General features: G+C 63.3%; 15 protein-coding genes. 6 read left to right on the top strand and 9 right to left on the bottom strand.

Annotation, left to right across the window (positions count from 1 at the left end; translation table 11 throughout):
• The first annotated feature begins 214 nt into the window (after window positions 1-214).
• Window positions 215-733 carry a retropepsin-like aspartic protease family protein gene (locus BMY52_RS11085; RefSeq protein WP_090254394.1) on the top strand — a complete coding sequence of 173 codons (519 nt, stop codon included), beginning with the start codon at window positions 215-217 and terminating at the stop codon, window positions 731-733.
• Between the two features lie 86 nt (window positions 734-819).
• Here the strand turns inward: BMY52_RS11085 and BMY52_RS11090 are convergent, their stop codons facing one another.
• Window positions 820-2,097, bottom strand: coding sequence for a pilus assembly PilX family protein (locus tag BMY52_RS11090; RefSeq protein ID WP_090254396.1), 1,278 nt, complete (start codon window positions 2,095-2,097; stop codon window positions 820-822).
• A gap of 200 nt (window positions 2,098-2,297) precedes the next feature.
• Here BMY52_RS11090 and rph point away from each other — a divergent pair, with 200 nt between their 5' ends.
• From rph to BMY52_RS11110, 4 genes are all read left to right on the top strand, one after another.
• The gene (gene rph / locus BMY52_RS11095) at window positions 2,298-3,014 is read left to right on the top strand and encodes a ribonuclease PH (RefSeq protein WP_090254398.1); all 717 of its coding nucleotides are present in this window, start codon (window positions 2,298-2,300) and stop codon (window positions 3,012-3,014) included.
• Window positions 3,015-3,044: 30 nt separating this feature from the next.
• Entirely contained in the window at window positions 3,045-3,647 is a 603-nt protein-coding gene (rdgB, locus tag BMY52_RS11100; protein WP_090254400.1) for an RdgB/HAM1 family non-canonical purine NTP pyrophosphatase, read from the top strand.
• A gap of 13 nt (window positions 3,648-3,660) precedes the next feature.
• Window positions 3,661-4,821, top strand: a complete 1,161-nt coding sequence (hemW, locus tag BMY52_RS11105) for a radical SAM family heme chaperone HemW (protein ID WP_090254401.1) — start codon at window positions 3,661-3,663, stop codon at window positions 4,819-4,821.
• A 136-nt stretch (window positions 4,822-4,957) separates the two neighbouring features.
• Window positions 4,958-5,152, top strand: a complete 195-nt coding sequence (locus tag BMY52_RS11110) for a CPXCG motif-containing cysteine-rich protein (RefSeq protein WP_090254403.1) — start codon at window positions 4,958-4,960, stop codon at window positions 5,150-5,152.
• Window positions 5,153-5,156: 4 nt separating this feature from the next.
• On the opposite strand, the gene BMY52_RS11115 is transcribed toward BMY52_RS11110, so the two are convergent.
• The 8 genes from BMY52_RS11115 to apbC all read right to left on the bottom strand — a co-directional run bounded on the left by BMY52_RS11115 (window position 5,157) and on the right by apbC (window position 13,946).
• Window positions 5,157-6,728 carry a lipoyl protein ligase domain-containing protein gene (locus BMY52_RS11115; protein WP_090254405.1) on the bottom strand — a complete coding sequence of 524 codons (1,572 nt, stop codon included), beginning with the start codon at window positions 6,726-6,728 and terminating at the stop codon, window positions 5,157-5,159.
• Window positions 6,725-7,618 (bottom strand): ubiquinone anaerobic biosynthesis protein UbiV, encoded by an 894-nt coding sequence (gene ubiV / locus BMY52_RS11120; protein ID WP_090254407.1) that lies wholly within the window; start codon window positions 7,616-7,618, stop codon window positions 6,725-6,727. The genes BMY52_RS11115 and ubiV overlap by 4 nt, the downstream gene beginning before the upstream one ends.
• Window positions 7,615-8,616, bottom strand: coding sequence for a ubiquinone anaerobic biosynthesis protein UbiU (gene ubiU / locus BMY52_RS11125; protein WP_425429235.1), 1,002 nt, complete (start codon window positions 8,614-8,616; stop codon window positions 7,615-7,617). The genes ubiV and ubiU overlap by 4 nt, the downstream gene beginning before the upstream one ends.
• Before the next feature lie 14 nt (window positions 8,617-8,630).
• Window positions 8,631-9,587, bottom strand: coding sequence for a tRNA modification radical SAM protein MnmL/YtqA (gene mnmL / locus BMY52_RS11130; protein ID WP_090254411.1), 957 nt, complete (start codon window positions 9,585-9,587; stop codon window positions 8,631-8,633).
• Between the two features lie 3 nt (window positions 9,588-9,590).
• Window positions 9,591-10,220 (bottom strand): TatD family nuclease-associated radical SAM protein, encoded by a 630-nt coding sequence (locus BMY52_RS11135; RefSeq protein WP_090254413.1) that lies wholly within the window; start codon window positions 10,218-10,220, stop codon window positions 9,591-9,593.
• Between the two features lie 265 nt (window positions 10,221-10,485).
• On the bottom strand, window positions 10,486-12,195 hold the full coding sequence (locus BMY52_RS11140; RefSeq protein ID WP_218140428.1) for a DUF262 domain-containing protein: 1,710 nt from the start codon (window positions 12,193-12,195) through the stop codon (window positions 10,486-10,488).
• A gap of 89 nt (window positions 12,196-12,284) precedes the next feature.
• Window positions 12,285-12,851, bottom strand: coding sequence for a dCTP deaminase (gene dcd / locus BMY52_RS11145; RefSeq protein WP_090254418.1), 567 nt, complete (start codon window positions 12,849-12,851; stop codon window positions 12,285-12,287).
• 3 nt (window positions 12,852-12,854) lie between these two features.
• Complete coding sequence (gene apbC / locus BMY52_RS11150; RefSeq protein ID WP_090254572.1) at window positions 12,855-13,946, bottom strand: iron-sulfur cluster carrier protein ApbC; 1,092 nt, start codon at window positions 13,944-13,946, stop codon at window positions 12,855-12,857.
• A 375-nt stretch (window positions 13,947-14,321) separates the two neighbouring features.
• On the opposite strand from apbC, the gene metG reads away from it, so the two are divergent.
• Complete coding sequence (gene metG / locus BMY52_RS11155; protein WP_090254420.1) at window positions 14,322-16,349, top strand: methionine--tRNA ligase; 2,028 nt, start codon at window positions 14,322-14,324, stop codon at window positions 16,347-16,349.
• Window position 16,350: the final 1 nt, after the last annotated feature.

Below are 16,350 nucleotides of genomic sequence, written 5' to 3' on the forward strand. Positions count from 1 at the left end.
CAGCAGCAGACACCTAACTGAAACCCAAAGACGGCTACGCCGTCCGCGCTATCCTTCCCCGCCCTGAACGGCGGGGCTTGTCGCGCGCTGGGTCAAAATGGGGACAGACCTCATTTTCTTAGGGGACAGGTATTCACCTCATGGCGCGGGAACATCCGGTGGTCCCGTCCGCTCCAACAGGGATGTACTCGATGGAATACGCAGGCCTTCGCCGATGAACCAGGCCCCCCCCGGCCGTCGGGCCGGATTGATCATGTTGACCCTGTTCTGGGTGCTGGCCCTGGGCACGGGCACGTGGGTGTATCAGGGCGTGCTGGACGGGCAACGCAACCCTAACACCCATCTGGTGCAAAGTCTGGGTAACGGAGAGGGCAGTGTCACGCTGGAGCGCAACCGGGCGGGGCACTTTGTGGCCACCGGACGGATCAACGGGGAGCCCGTGGAGTTCCTGCTGGATACCGGCGCCACCTACGTGGCCGTTCCCACGCACCTGGCTGAGCGGTTGGGATTGCCCAGGGAACACCGGGCCACGTTCAACACGGCCAATGGCCGGGTGCAGGGGCATCTCACCACGCTGGACGATGTGCGACTGGGTGATCTGGCGGCCCGCTCGGTGCGCGGCGTCATCACGCCGGGAATGGAGGGGGATTTTGCCTTGCTGGGGATGAGTTACCTGAGTCGCTTCGACATCCAGATACGGGGTTCCACAATGGTTTTGCAGCCGCCTGGGTAGGGCAAAAAGGGCAAAAAGGGGACAGATTTATTTTTACTCGGAAAAACGGAGTAAAAATAAATCTGTCCCCTTTTTGCCGCTTGCCCCTACATCACCTCCTGCCAGGCGGTGATCATCGGATGTGTAACGGCGGCGTCCCATAGGCCGTGTTCACGCAGATTATCCATGGCTTCGGGGCTGTAGCGGATGTTGATGTTGCCGGAGAGGTCGTCGAATAAGTTGCCATCTTCACCAGCCAGGGAAACCACCGAGCCGAAGATGTTCACCGTTGCCTCATTCGCCTCCAACTGCGCTCCTTCAAGCAGAATGACCAAGCCCTCGAAGGTTACCGAGGTTCCGCTGCTTGGGGTGAGTGTGATCGCATCGGAAATCACCAGGATGCCGGCGCCATGTTCATGCCCACCAAGGCCGATGCTCCCCTCCCCTTCCACATAATGGATGCGCGGTGCCTCGTGGCTGCCCATGAAGTCCTGCACATAGACCGTTTCACCCTTAACTGACACACCATTCACTGTATTGGCCGTGTCTCCATCCAGCATCACATGCTTACGGTCTGGATGGCTGATGAGTTGATTCACATAATTCCGCCAATCCTCGGCCAGAGTGCCATTAGCATCGCCGCCCCCTCCCGTGCTCATGCCATCACTGACGAGTATGGGGGTTGGCTGGCCCTGTACCTGATCCGATGAATGCGCCACCTCGCGCGGAGCCGCGCCGTCGGCACCGCTCCCCTCAAGAATCGCGAACAATCCCGGTAAAGGCAGGGCGTCTTCCACGGCATGAGGTGGATCCTCGGGGCATTGACCGGATTCGCAGGTGTAGCCGTCTTCCCTGTCAGGCAGCGGCCAGAGGCGACCATCAAAAGCCAGCCCCAGGTCACCCAAGTCGAAGTTCTCTTCGGCACGACTGGTGCAGGCAGGCCCAAAGCAATGATAGGCCCCCTCAGGATGAGGTCCGCCGAAACCAGTCCCCAAGGTGATCTTCAGGGTTCGCTGGGCGGCGGTGCTCCCCACGCCTCCTGCCACAAGCACGCTCATGGTGCTACCACTGGCCTCGGGGCGCTCAGGGATCCACCATTGGGCGGTCTGGCCGTCGGGTAACGGATGGGGGCCTTCACCACTCAACCGGGTGAGGAGTTCGTCCACATCGGGCCAATGCACCACCTCGCGGCTTGCCCGAAGCACCTCAGCCACCCCTGTCTCTGCCGCCATGAACGCATCCGTGCCCTGCTTCTGATTACCGGCGATGCGTTCCTGAAGATGGGCCGAACTCATCCCGCTCACGCCAATCAGCGTGGCCAGTGACAGCATCACCAGTGAAACGATCAGGACTGCTCCCTGTTCCTTGACGGGTCTGTAGCGCATGAGGATCTCCTATCCTTGTATCGACGATGGATCTTACCGATTAAAGCGCCAATACAGCCGACAAACAGCGTACCAGTTCAAATTTTGCGTGATTGTCCTGGGGATGATTACGGGCCGCTCGGAAACAGCCCGGGCGACTGCCCGACGTAAGCCCGCCAAGACGGTTATACTCTCCCACCATTTCCCAACAGGAGCACCCCATGCGACCCAGCGGCCGCGCCCCGGATCAATTGCGAACCGTCCGTTTTACCCGAGGGTTCACCTCCCACGCCGAAGGCTCGGTGCTGGTGGAGTACGGCAATACCCGGGTGATCTGCACCGCGTCGGTGAGTGAGCGGGTGCCCCCCTTCCTCAAGGGCAAGGGGCGCGGCTGGGTGACAGCGGAATACGGCATGTTGCCCCGGGCCACCCATGACCGGGTGCCCCGCGAGGCGGCCCGGGGCAAGCAGGGCGGCCGCACCGTGGAGATCCAGCGCCTGATCGGCCGCAGCTTGCGGGCGGCGGTGAACCTGGAGGCCCTGGGTGAGCGTCAGATCACCGTGGACTGCGACGTGATCCAGGCCGACGGCGGCACCCGCACCGCCTCCATCAGCGGCGGTTACGTGGCCCTGGTGGACGCCATCGCAGCCCTGAAGTCCAAGGGGCAGCTCAAGCGCAACCCGCTGTTCGGCAGTGTGGCCGCGGTGTCGGCAGGCATCTACAAGGGCACGCCGGTGCTGGACCTGGATTACCCCGAAGACTCCGAGGCCGAGACCGACATGAACGTGGTGATGAACGAGGCCGGTGGCTTCATCGAGGTGCAGGGCACGGCCGAGGGCCACGCCTTCCGTCCGGAGGAGCTGCAGTCCATGCTGCAACTGGCTCAGAAGGGCATCGGCGAGATCATTGCCGCGCAGCAGGCAGCGCTGGCACTGTAAGGTCCCCCTTATCCAGACCAGAGGTTCAACATGAAGATCGTGCTGGCCACCGGCAATCCGGGCAAGGTTCGGGAATTCGCGCAACTCCTGGCCCAAAGCGGCCACGAGGTGGTGCCTCAGTCGGACTTTCAGGTCCCCGAGGCCGATGAAACCGGCCTGAGTTTTGTGGAGAATGCCATCCTCAAGGCCCGCAACGCCGCCGCCCACACCGGCCTGCCCGCCATGGCTGATGATTCCGGCATTGAAGTGGATGCCCTGGACGGTGCTCCGGGGATCTATTCAGCCCGCTATGCCGGTCCCAACGCCTCAGCCGAGGAGAACAACACGCAATTGCTCAAGGCCGTGAGGGAAATCCCTGCTTCGGGCCGCATTGCCCGGTTTCGCTGCGTGATCGCCTTTTTGCGCCACGCCGAGGATCCTTCACCCATCATCGCCGAAGGCAGCTGGGAGGGCATGATCGCACCCGGGCCCGCCGGTGAGGGCGGGCATGGTTACGACCCCATCTTCCTGGATGCCGAGCTGGGCATGACGGCGGCGCAGATGAGCAGTGATGAGAAGAATCGCCGCAGTCACCGGGGGCAGGCACTGCGCGCCTTCCTGGCCCGACTGGAGGCCCTGTCGGGCCCGAACTGACCGGGATGGCCTGATGTTCGCCTCCCACCCCTCGCCGCCGTTGTCCTTGTACATTCACCTGCCCTGGTGTGTGCGCAAATGCCCCTATTGTGACTTCAACTCCCATGCGGCGCAGTCCATCCCCGAGGCCGATTACGTGGATGCCCTGGTCGCCGACCTGGAGGCGGACCTGCCGCTGGTATGGGGTCGGCGCCTGGAGAGCATTTTTCTGGGCGGAGGCACCCCCAGCCTGTTCAGCCCCGAGGCCATCGACGGTCTGTTGAGCGCCATCCGCGCCCGGCTCACCTGCCGCCCGGGGATCGAGATCACCATGGAGGCCAACCCCGGCACGGTGGAACAGGACCGTTTCCGGGGCTATCGCGAGGCCGGGGTGAACCGGCTCTCCATCGGCGTGCAGAGCTTCGATGATGGGCTGCTGCAGCGGCTGGAGCGGATTCATACCGGGGATGAGGCCCATCGGGCCGTGGCAGCGGCCCGGGCGGCGGGCTTTGACAACCTGAACCTGGATCTGATGTTCGGGTTGCCGGGGCAGAGCCTGGCTCAGGCCCTGCAGGATCTGGACACTGCCCTGACGCTGCGCCCCGAACACCTGAGCTGGTATGAGCTGACCCTGGAGCCCAACACCCGCTTCGCGACCCATCCGCCGCCCACGTTGCCGGATGAAGACACCCAGTGGGATATGCAGCAAGCGGGGGATGAGCGACTCCAGGCGGCAGGGTATGCCCATTACGAAGTGTCGGCCCATGCCCTGCCCGGGCGGGAATGCATCCACAACCTGAATTACTGGCACTTCGGCGATTACCTGGGCATCGGCGCCGGCGCCCATGGCAAGCTCACACTGCCTGGCGAGGGGCGAATCCTCCGTCGCTGGAAGCAACGTCAGCCCCAGGCGTTCATGGACGAGGCCCGAGCGGGATCTGCTGTCGCCGGGGAGCGCGCCCTCACGGTGGCGGACGCGGCCTTTGAATTCATGCTCAATGGGCTACGCTTGAGGGAGGGGGTTGCGGTGGAGATGTTCACCGCCCACACCGGGCTTGAATCGGGGGTTCTGGAACCCGTGCGAGGCCGGGCGGTGGAGAGGGGGTTGCTGGCGGACCTTTCTGATCGGCTGGTGGCCACAGAGTTGGGGCGGCGGTATCTCAACGATCTGGTGGGGATGTTTTTGGAGGGGTGATGGGGGATTTGCCCACCGCTCCCCCCTCATCCCCGCCCCTTCTCCCCCAAGGGGAGAAGGGAGACCAGAAAAACTTTGAACCCCTCTCCCCAGAGGGGAGAGGGGTTGGGGTGAGGGGCAAGAGGAGCCGATAAACATGACCCATCCGCTCGAATTCATTACCACCCAGTGCCCCCACTGCGGCGAGACCTTCGAAACCCGCGTGGATATCCTGGAGATGGGTGACAGCTACGTGGAGGACTGCCCCACCTGCTGCAGTCCCATCGAATTCCATATCCAGGAAACCATGGATGGCGAACTGGAAGTGACCGTGCGTCGTGAAAACGACTGAACAGTCACGACGAATCGGGTAGCTTCGGCACCCACACCATCACCTTCTCCAGCAGTTCCCCGTCCAGTTGGGCCTCGGCAGTGAAACGACCTTCATAGGCCTCGTCCTCCTGCCCCAGCTCATAACAGTTGGAACCGCTGATATCCATGAGCACCGCCGGCATACCCGCATGACGAAAGGCGTGGATGCGCTTGAGGTAAAAGTGGCGGCAGCACATGCCCACGTAGGCTGGCACACCCCGGGCCCGCATCTGTTCCAGTACATCACAGAGATGCTCATACTGGGTAATGGTCACCACCTCCAGCCCGCGCTCCCGGGCCAAACGATAGGCTTCACCGACTTCGCAGGCCCCGCACTCGGGGCAGCCGTCCTCGTGACGCCATCGACACCAGGCCGGCTTGGCGCAATAAGGCACCAGCATCACCGTGGCACGATCCAGGATCTGCCGGGCGGTCTCGTTGCCGGTCACCCGGTGCACCATCAAACGATTGGCCTGCCAGTTGGACAGCCCCAGGGCCTGCTCGGAGCGACGCCCCAGGGCCAGGCGCAGCAGCAAGGACAACTCATCGGGCCCAAAACCCGGCGTCTGCCCCGCTTCGGTGCGAAGACGGCGGATCAGACGCACCTCGGCGGCGTCCAGCGGGGCACCGGTGAGGGCATCGGCCAGGGAGCGGAACAGGTCGGGGGGTGAGACATGCACGGCACCGGCGAAGACGGCCTTCTCGATCACACGGCCTTCTGCATCCGGCGTGAGTCGCAGGTTCAACACGCCACCGGCGGTGGACAGGAAGGCCTCCCAATGATCCTGGTGCTGATCGGACCAGTCCTCCAGCAGCCCCGGATCCACCGCCGGAGGTGATCGGCCCTGATCCAGAGCCATCCAGCGATCAGGCGGCGCGGCCACCGGCTCCAGGGCCAGCTCTTTCATCAGGGCCTCGGTCACTGCCGCCTTGGCGGCCTCCATATGGGGGGCCGCATCAGAGAGTTCCTGCAGGGTGATGAAGCGCTGACGGGCGCTGAGGATGCCCTGACTGCTGAGCTTCTCCCGGGGGGCGCGCAGCACCTTAAGCAGCACTTCCGTATCCAGGTCTTCCAGCAGCACCGCCTGGTAGAGCACCGCCTCGGCATCCATGGCCAGGAAGCCCGACCCCAGCTTGCGGCCGTCCACTTCCAGGTCATTGGGAAACGCCGTGCGCGCGGGTACGCCCAGGCTTTGCAGGGCGCGGGCCAGGGCCCGGTTGAGACGGGCCATCAGGGCGGTGAGGGTATCCCCTTCCCCCAACCAATGCCGGGGCAGGCTCAGGCTCAGGCAGCACTGTTCGGGGGCCAGATACAGGGCACCGCCACCCGTGAGGCGGCGCACCACGGGGATGCCGGCATCGGCGCAGTAGTCCTCGCGCACGGCTTGGCATACCGCCTCGAACCGCCCCAGACTGGCGGTGGGCTGATAGCGGTGAAACCGCAGCCGCGCCTCGTCCGCCGCCACGCAGCCCTCAAGATGGAGACGATCTCGCGCAGCCTGCACGGAACCCGGCGCAGTGGGCTCGCTCCACACCCGGCAGGGCCGGGTGCTCATGCCGATAAGCTCTCCTGCCAGTTCATGCCGGCCTCGCCCTTCCAGTAACCATTGGAAAATCTCGGATACAGGCCCTTGATCTGTTCCATGGCCTGGGCCGAGGAGCGGGTGCCCTCGATGCAGTCGCGGAAGGCCTGGATCACCTGCTCGGTGCCCTCGGGTTCCGGGGAGATGCGCAGCACCTCCACGCCCATGTCCAGCAGTTCCGGCACGGCGTGGATCAGATTGGCGGGATCGGCCGACTGCAACTGAATGCCGTTGATGTTGAGAAAATCGTTGCCGTCCTGGGTGGACATGGACAGCCCGCCGGGATAGTCGATGCAGGCCAGCTCGCAGTTGTCCTTGGGCAGGTTGCGAGCCCGGGCGGTGAAGCAACGGGCGGAAAAGGCCAGGGGCAGACGCCCGAAGCCCCACACCTCGGTCTCCAGCCCCTGAGGGCGGGCTGCATGCATGGCCGCCAGGATGTCCCGGGACAGTTCCACGGGCATCACCCAACGCACCGCACCCACATCGGCCAGTTCCTTGAGGGTCCCGGCGTTGTAGGTGTTGATGTGGGGGCCGGCCACGAAGGGCTTGCCCGTGGACAGGCCCAGGCCGGTGGCGTCGTTGGCCTCGATCATGTAGCGGCCGTTGTTCACCAGGCGCTCAAGGGCCAACTGCTCGGATTCCGCTTCCATCAGGGCCAGAGTGGACATGACCACCGTCTTGCTGGCTGCGCTCAGGCGATCGGCCAGTTCCAGCCAGTCGGCAGGGCGCAGTTCGCGGCGCTTGGAGCACACCGTCTCGCCCAGGTAGACGATGTCCACCGGGGCGGCCTCCACGGCCTTGTAGAAGTCCATGACCCGTTCGCGGGGCCAGTAATATTGAATCGGTCCCAGAGAAAGTTTCATTGCCAGGCTCTGTGCAAGGCACCCAGGGTCTGGGTGCGTCCTTCGGACATGCCGGCGAGCTGCTGGGCCCATTCCGGCTTCGGCGTGTAGTTGTCGGGGTTGGCGTGTACGGCATCCAGGGCCTGACGCATCACCTGTGTGGCCTTGCCCACGTAGGCGGGGCTGCGCTGGCGGCCTTCCAGCTTGATGGCCTTGACGCCCGCCTTGAGCAGGTCGGGCAGGATGTCCAGGGTGCTCAGGCTGGTGGGCTCCTCGATGGCATACACGGTGTCCTCGCCGTCGCCCACGTGATAGCGGCCCTTGCAGATCACCGGATATCCGGCGCTCTCGCCTTCCCGGAAGGTGTCGATGAGCACGCCGTTGAGGCGGGCCTCGCGGCCACGATCGGTCTCGATCCAGCGCACGGAGTGGGCCGGAGAGCAGGCCCCCTTGGTGTTGGGGGAGTCACCGGTGGCATACGAAGAGAGCATGCAGCGGCCCTCCACCATCACGCACAGGCTGCCGAAGCCGAACACCTCGATATCCACCTTGGTGCGTTCGATCACCTGGGCCACCTGGGACAGGGACAGCACCCGCGGCAGCACAGCGCGACGCACGCCATAGCGATCGTGGTAGAAGTTGAGGGCCTCGGCGGTGGTGGCCGAGCCCTGCACGGACAGGTGCAAGGTGAGATCCGGATGGTTGTCAGCGGCATGACGCATCAGGCCCAGATCCGCCAGGATGACGGCATCCACACCCTCGGCGGCGGCGGCATCCACCGCCTCGGTGGCAGCCTTCCAGATATCCGGTTGCGGATAGGTGTTCAGGGCCATGTACACCTTGGTGCCCTTGCCATGAGCATAGGCGATGCCCTTGGCCAGTGCCTTGCGGTCGAAATTCAGGCCCGGAAAGTTACGGGCATTGGTCTCGCCGCGCAGGCTCAGGTAGACGGCGTCGGCGCCGTGGTCCACCGCTGTACGCAGCGCGGGCAGGCCACCGGCAGGGCAGACCAGCTCCATACGTTGTGGGTTCATCAACAACTCTCCTGGGTTCCGGGAAGGTGACTGTCTGGGTAGGGATGGCGCGCACCCTGACGGGTGCCCCGGCGCGTGAGTTCCTGTTCGATGCCATTGATCGCGTTCCACTTGCTGGCGCACCAGTCAGGGGCCAGCAGCAGGGGTTCGCGGGCGGTGGCGGTGAGGCGGTGGAACACCACCTCCGGTGGGGTCATCTCGATAAGGTCCACGGCGGTGTTCACGTATTCGTTCAGGCTCCAGGGGCGGTACTCTCCGGCGCGCCACTGACGGGCCAGTTGCGTGCCGCGCACCACGTGCAGGGGGTGGAGCTTGAGGCCATCGGTGCCCTCGTTGAGCACCCGGCTCAGGGTCTCGCGCTGGTGCCAGGGCGTCTCGCCGGGCAGGCCGTGGATCAGGTGGGTGCACACCAGCAGTCCGCGACGGCGGGCACGGCGCACGGCGTCCTTGTATTCGCCGAAGCCATGACCCCGGTTAACCCGGTTGAGGGTCTCGTCAAAGGCGGTCTGCAGACCCAGTTCCAGCCAGATGAGATAGCCCTGATCCCGGTAGGCGCACAGCAGGTCCAGCACCTTGTCCGGCACGCAGTCGGGGCGTGTGCCGATGGCCAGCCCCACCACGCCGGGTTGTTCCAGGGCGGCATCATAGAGGTGCTTGAGGCGATCCACCTCGGCATAGGTGTTGGTGTAGGCCTGAAAATAGGCCAGATACAGGCTGGCGCCGTTGCGCCGGACAATGATCTCGCGGCCGGCCTGGAGTTGACGGGCCACCTCGCCACCGTCCTGCCCCTGGGGTGCAAAGCTGTCGTTGTTGCAGAAGGTGCAGCCACCGCGGCCGCGGGTGCCATCCATGTTGGGACAGACGAACCCGGCGCTCACGGTGAGCTTGTGTACTCGCTGGCCGAAACGGGCCTTGAGGTCACGGCCCAGGGTGTTGACGCGGTCACTCAACCCCACGGGTCAACCCACCTTGTCCAGCACACGGCGCCGGAAACCCACGCCCAGATCCCGGGCGATGGCCTCGCAGGCAGCGATGTCCACGCCTGCCAGGCCATCCACGGCGGTGAGGGTGACCTCGGGCACATGGGCCCGGGCCTTGCGGGCGAAGTCCAGCAGGGCAGCATGGCTGCCAGGGAGTTTGGGGCGGCAGTGGCGCTCGTAGGTGAGTTCGTCCTGTGCGTTCAGCGAGATGGACAGGGCATCGATGCAGCCGGCCATCTCCGGGGTCACGTCACGGTCGTGGACCAGGTTGGCCAGGCCATCGGTGTTGATGCGCACGCTGCGGGCACCCCGCGCCTTGACCTCACGGGCCACTTCGAGGATGTCTTCCAGTCGCAAGGTGGGCTCGCCCAGACCGCAGAAGACCACCGCATCCCACTGGGCCGGGTCGCCCACGGCCTCGATCATCTCGGCCACGGTGGGGTCGGCGTGCATGCGCAGGCCGTAGCCCTGCACGTCCCAGGTCTTGTTGAACTTGGGGCAGAAGGCGCAGCGCAGCGTGCAGCGATTGGTCACATTCAGGTAACGGCGCCCGTGTAGCGTGTAGCCCACCACGCGTTCGGCGTCGTGGTGGTTGGCCGTCTGTTGCATGTCGTATAGAACCTCTGTGGCATGCGGTCCGGGCGGCTGAAAACCCGCCCCGCCGACCGCGGCGCAGGTGTGCCGGGAAAGCCTACATTAAACCTCAAGTATGGGGGCGCTGTCATGCCCCTGATGGAGGATAAGCTCGTGGCAGGCCCCCTGTCTGGATGATTTGCTGATGGAAATCCATCGGGTCAACGCCCCGCGCCGCCGCACCCCACCGCTGGTTCCCGAAGGTCAGCCATGGGCTTGAGCAGTTCACCTCGCCATCGACTCAGTTGATTTTCCAGATGGTCGCGGCCAAGTCAGCCAGTTTTCTTTGCCGTGCTTCTATCCTCGCTTCGTCCCATTCATCATATCGCTCCGCAATGGCGCGAGTGATCGTGAATTGACTCTTGAGATAGGCCTCTCGTTTGACCGCAAAACCATCATTGCCAAGATCCCGATTTGCAGTCGCCTCCAGCGGCGTCATGTTGCCTAGACGATAAACGCAGCGCTCCCGCTGATGATCATCCATGGCATTCCAGGCTTCAGAGGGGCTCTCTGGCAGGATGTGCTCCAGATTGTAGGCGCTACTCTCGAAATCCAGATCCAGCCCCGAGCGCTGCCTCTCCAACTCGAACAGGATATACCGCACGACCTTCTTGTTACGCGTATTCGTGGTTTTCAGTGCCTTGACGGTAAACGCGGCCTTGAACGCCCTGTCATCAGGATAAACCTCATTCAATGCCATGAGCACATGATTGAGCCCTGTGTATTCACCCCCACTTAGCTTGCGGGCCATCTCATTGTAGACGCGCTCCTGCTCATGGGTTTGCAGACTGCAGATCACGTTATAGCGCAGTGATACCACCGACACAGCCCTCAGGATCCGGGTAAAGCTCGCGCGGTCCGCATCGTGGAAACAGCGATAACACGCCATGAGCATGGCCAGCGGCTGACGAACATTGAACATCAACAACTGCTGAAGCGCTTCGCGCTCTTCACGCTGCCAGCCCTGATGCATGGGGTCCCGCAGCGCCGCATAGGTTTCGGCTGAATGATCCAGCTGGCGCACCAACTCAAAGGCATGGTCTCGTGTCGTCACGCGACGGCGAATGGTCTTGAACAACTCCGATTTACGCACCAGCTTGTTTTGGCTATTCCAGAATACCCGCAGGAACTCGGGGAAACTTTCGCTCCCCAGTAAGCCCACGATGCGCTCCCAACGGTCTTCCAGCGCCTTCATCTCTGTCTCGTGCAACTCCCCACTACTGATCAACGAGAACAGATAGTTTTTGAGCAAATCAGTAGCAGAAAGACGCACACCACGGGCATTCAGGGTCTCGAAGACCTTGAAGGCGTTCAGTTCGTCCGTCACCGTGATGACGGTGAAGAATAGCTTGTCCACCAGGCCATCCAGCATGGCTGCGAACTCCCGCCCACTGTCCGGAGTGCGACCAAAGCGCTGGAGAAATCGCTCCTTGAACCAGACAAATGCCTTGCGCAGCTGATGTTCGGAGGCATGCAGATTTCTCTGCGGCAGCTGCTCCAAAGGCACGAGATAAGTCTGGTAAAAGCGGTTGTTATGACGGTTCAGTTCCAGCTTGGAACGCGGGATCAGCGTCACAGGGTCCACGTAACCGATGTAGGCATTACGGAGAAACTCCTTTCGGCGCAGATTATCCTCGGCATCATGACCCGCCGCCACCAGATCCTGGAGATAGGCCAGCCCGGCAAGGATCATCACACTGATGGTTGTGATCCGCTGCTGCCCGTCGATGATATCGAAGCGTTTGCTGTCGGAGGACTGCAACACCAAATAGCCCATGTAGTGGGCAAGCTCTCCATCCTCCTCAAATAGCGCAACGATATCTTGCCAGAGGTCATCCCACTCATCATCGGACCACGAATAGTCACGCTGAAAAGGGGGAACCCGATAGCTCAGACCATTACCCAGCAGTTGGCGAAACGTGCTGTTTGCCGTGTTGAAGTTCATCCACATCGAGGATGTGCTCCGCCTGCCCGCTTCAATAATCGTTTGCCTCCCCTCGACCCCTGACCGGAAGCGCCAAGCCCTTCTTTCGAAGATCCTTACGTCTTGGGCAACGTGACCCCCCGCTGCCCCTGATACTTCCCGCCCCTATCCTTGTACGACACATCACACACCTCATCGGACTCCAGGAACAGCATCTGCGCCACGCCTTCGTTGGCGTAGATCCGCGCCGGCAGCGGCGTGGTATTGGAAAACTCCAACGTCACATGCCCCTCCCACTCCGGCTCCAAGGGCGTTACATTGACGATCAAACCGCACCTTGCGTACGTACTTTTTCCGAGACAAATAGTCAGGATTGAGCGTGGAATACGAAAGTATTCAAGGGTATGCGCCAGCGCAAAGGAGTTGGGCGGGATGATGCAGACGTCCGACTTCACATCCACGAAGCTGCGCTCGTCGAAGTGCTTGGGATCGACGATGGTGGAGTTGATGTTGGTGAACACCTTGAATTCATCAGCGCAGCGCACGTCGTAGCCGTAGCTGGAGGTGCCGTAGGAGATGATGCGTTCATCTCCGACATAGCGCACCTGGCCCGGCTCGAAGGGCTCGATCATGCCGTGTTCTTCCGCCATGCGGCGGATCCAGTGGTCGGATTTGATGGACATGGGTCAGGTGTTCTGGATGACGATGTTGGGGAACTTGGAACTGAAGTCCTTGGCCTGGGTGGCCAGGCGCGCGGCGGAGCGGCGGGCGATCTCCCGGTAGATCTCGGCCACGCGGCCTTCCGGATCGGCCACCACGGTGGGATTGCCTCCATCCACCTGCTCACGGATATGCATGTCCAGCGGCAGGGCGCCCAGGAACTCGGCGCCGTATTCCTCGGCCATGCGCTCGCCGCCGCCCTGGCCGAAGATATGCTCTTCGTGGCCGCAATTGGAGCAGATGTGGATGCTCATGTTCTCCACCACACCCAGCACGGGCACGTCCACCTTCTCGAACATCTTCAGGCCCTTGCGGGCATCCAGCAGGGCGATGTCCTGGGGGGTGGTGACGATGATGGCGCCACTCACCGGGATCTTCTGGGCCAGGGTGAGCTGGGTGTCACCGGTGCCCGGGGGCAGGTCGATGATCAGGTAATCCAGTTCCGACCAGTTGGTATCGCGCAGCAACTGCTCCAGGGCCTGGGTGACCATGGGGCCACGCCAGATCATGGGGGTATCCTCTTCGATGAGGAACCCGATGGACATGGCCTGCAGACCATGATTCTCCATGGGCTGCATGGTCTTGCCGTCCTTGGTCTCCGGCTTGCCGGAGATGCCCAGCATGCGCGGCTGGCTGGGGCCATAGATGTCCGCGTCCAGGATGCCCACCGTGGCGCCTTCGGCCTTCAGGGCCAGGGCCAGGTTGACGGCGGTGGTGGACTTGCCCACGCCGCCTTTGCCGGAGGCCACGGCGATGATGTTCTTGATGCCTCCCAGGGGCTTGAGGGTGCGCTGCACCGCATGGGCCACAATACGGGTGGTGATGTTCACCGCCACCTGATCAACGCCGTCGATGGCCTTGAGCTTCTCCTCCACCAAACGGGTGAGCTCGCCATGCCAGCCCGCGGCCGGATAGCCCAGGGTGAGTTGCACGGTCACCGAGGCACCGTCGATCTGGATGTCCTTCACCTCGTTGGCGGACACAAGGTCCTTGTCCAGGTGAGGATCCTGAATCTCCTTGAGGGCCGTTTCAATCTTGAGCCGAGACAGTTCCGCCATGTTCTTCACTCCGCAATCTTGCAATCCCCGGGATTCTACACGATGGCAGCCTGACCCCAACCCCTATGCCCCGACGGCCCTCACCCCAACCCCTCTCCCGCCAGCGGGAGAGGGGCTACAACCCCCCTCTCTCCCCCGAGGGAGAGGGGCTACAACCCCCCTCTCTCCCCCGAGGGAGAGGGGCTACAACCCCCCTCTCTCCCCCGAGGGAGAGGGGCTACAACCCCCCTCTCTCCCCCCGAGGGAGAGGGGCTACAACTCCCTTCTCCCCTCGGGGGAGAAGGGCTGGGGATGAGGGGAGGCGGCGGGCACGTTCGCTGGCCCGCCCGCCGGGAAACTGTTAACTTCAACGGTTTTCCCCGTAGCGTCCCGATCATGACATCCCACACCCGCAACATCCTCGTCACCAGTGCCCTGCCCTATGCCAACGGGCCCATCCACCTGGGGCATCTGGTGGAATACATCCAGACCGACATCTGGGTGCGCTTTCAAAAGACCCGTGGCCATCGCTGCCTGTACGTGTGTGCCGATGACGCCCACGGCACCCCCATCATGCTCAAGGCCCGCAGCGAGGGCATCACGCCGGATGAACTCATCGAACGCATCGGTCAGGAACACCGCCAGGACTTCGCCGGCTTTCTGGTGAATTTCGACAACTACCACAGCACCCATTCCCCGGAGAATCGGCATTTCGCCGAACTCATCTATGGCCGCCTCAAGGAAAAGGGTCATATCGCCCGGCGCACCATCCGCCAGGCCTACGACCCCGAGGCGGGCATGTTCCTGCCCGACCGCTTCATCAAGGGCGAATGCCCCCGCTGCGGAGCGGCCGACCAATACGGCGACTCCTGCGAGGCCTGCGGCGCCACCTATACCCCCACGGACCTGAAGAATCCGGTGTCCGCCATCTCCGGCGCCACCCCCGTGGAGAAGGAGTCCGAGCACTACTTCTTCCAACTGGCGGACTTTCACAAGATGCTGCGGGACTGGACCGGCTCGGGCAGCCTGCAGGGGGAGATCCGCAACAAGCTGCGGGAGTGGTTCGAGGCGGGCCTGAATGATTGGGACATCTCCCGGGACGCCCCCTACTGGGGCTTCGAGATCCCCGATGCCCCGGGCAAGTTCTTTTATGTGTGGCTGGACGCCCCCATCGGTTACATGGCCAGCTTCCAGAACTACTGCGATCAGCACGGCCTGGACTTCAACGCCTGGTGGAACCCGGACAGCGACACGGAACTGCACCACTTCATCGGCAAGGACATCGCCTACTTCCATACCTTGTTCTGGCCGGCCATGCTGCATGGTGCCGGCTTTCGCGCCCCCACGGCGGTGCACTGCCACGGCTTTCTCACCGTGAACGGTCAGAAGATGTCCAAGTCCCGGGGTACCTTCATCAAGGCCAGCACCTATCTGGAGCACCTGCAACCGGAATACCTGCGCTACTACTTTGCCGCCAAGCTGGGCCCCGGCGTGGATGACATCGACCTCTCCCTGGACGACTTCATCGCCCGGGTGAACAGCGACCTGGTGGGCAAGGTGGTGAACATCGCCTCCCGCTGCGCCGGGTTCATTCACAAGCGATTCGAGGGACGCCTGGCGGAGACACTGCCCGACGCTGACCTGTACGACCGTTTCCACCGCGCCGGCGAGGAGATTGCCGAGTTGTACGAGCGCCGGGAATTCGGCCAGGCCATGCGGGTGATCATGTCCCTGGCGGACACCGCCAATCAGTACGTGGATGAGCAAAAGCCCTGGGTGCTGGCCAAGCAGGAGGACACCCTGCCCCAGGTTCAGGGCATCTGCACCCAGGGGATCAACCTGTTCCGGGTGCTGATGACCTACCTCAAGCCGGTGCTGCCGGCCATGGCCGAACGGGCCGAGGCCTTCCTGGATGTGGAACCGCTGACCTGGGATGCGGTGGCCAAGCCCCTGACCGGCGCGCGTATCAAGCCCTACGAGCCGCTGATGACCCGGGTGGACCCAGAGGCTGTCAAGGCCCTGCTGGAGGCCTCCAAGGAGAGCCTGGAGCCTACCCCGTCAAAGCCCACCGGGCCGCTGGCGAAGGACCCGATCCGCGACGAGATCAGCTTTGATGATTTTGCCAAGGTGGACCTGCGCATCGCCCGCATCGCTCAGGCGGAGCATGTGAAGGGGGCGGACAAGCTGCTGCGTCTCACCCTGGACCTGGGGGGCGAGACGCGTCAGGTCTTTGCCGGGATCAAGTCGGCCTATGACCCGGCCGATCTGGAGGGCCGGCTGACCGTCATGGTGGCCAACCTGGCGCCGCGCAAGATGAAGTTCGGCGTCTCGGAGGGGATGGTGCTGGCGGCTGGTCCGGGGGGCAAGGATCTGTTCATCCTCTCGCCGGATGAGGGGGCCGAGCCGGGGATGAGGGTGAAGTAAT

Origin of the sequence: Ectothiorhodospira marina (assembly GCF_900109495.1) — a bacterium.
GTDB lineage: Bacteria > Pseudomonadota > Gammaproteobacteria > Ectothiorhodospirales > Ectothiorhodospiraceae > Ectothiorhodospira > Ectothiorhodospira marina.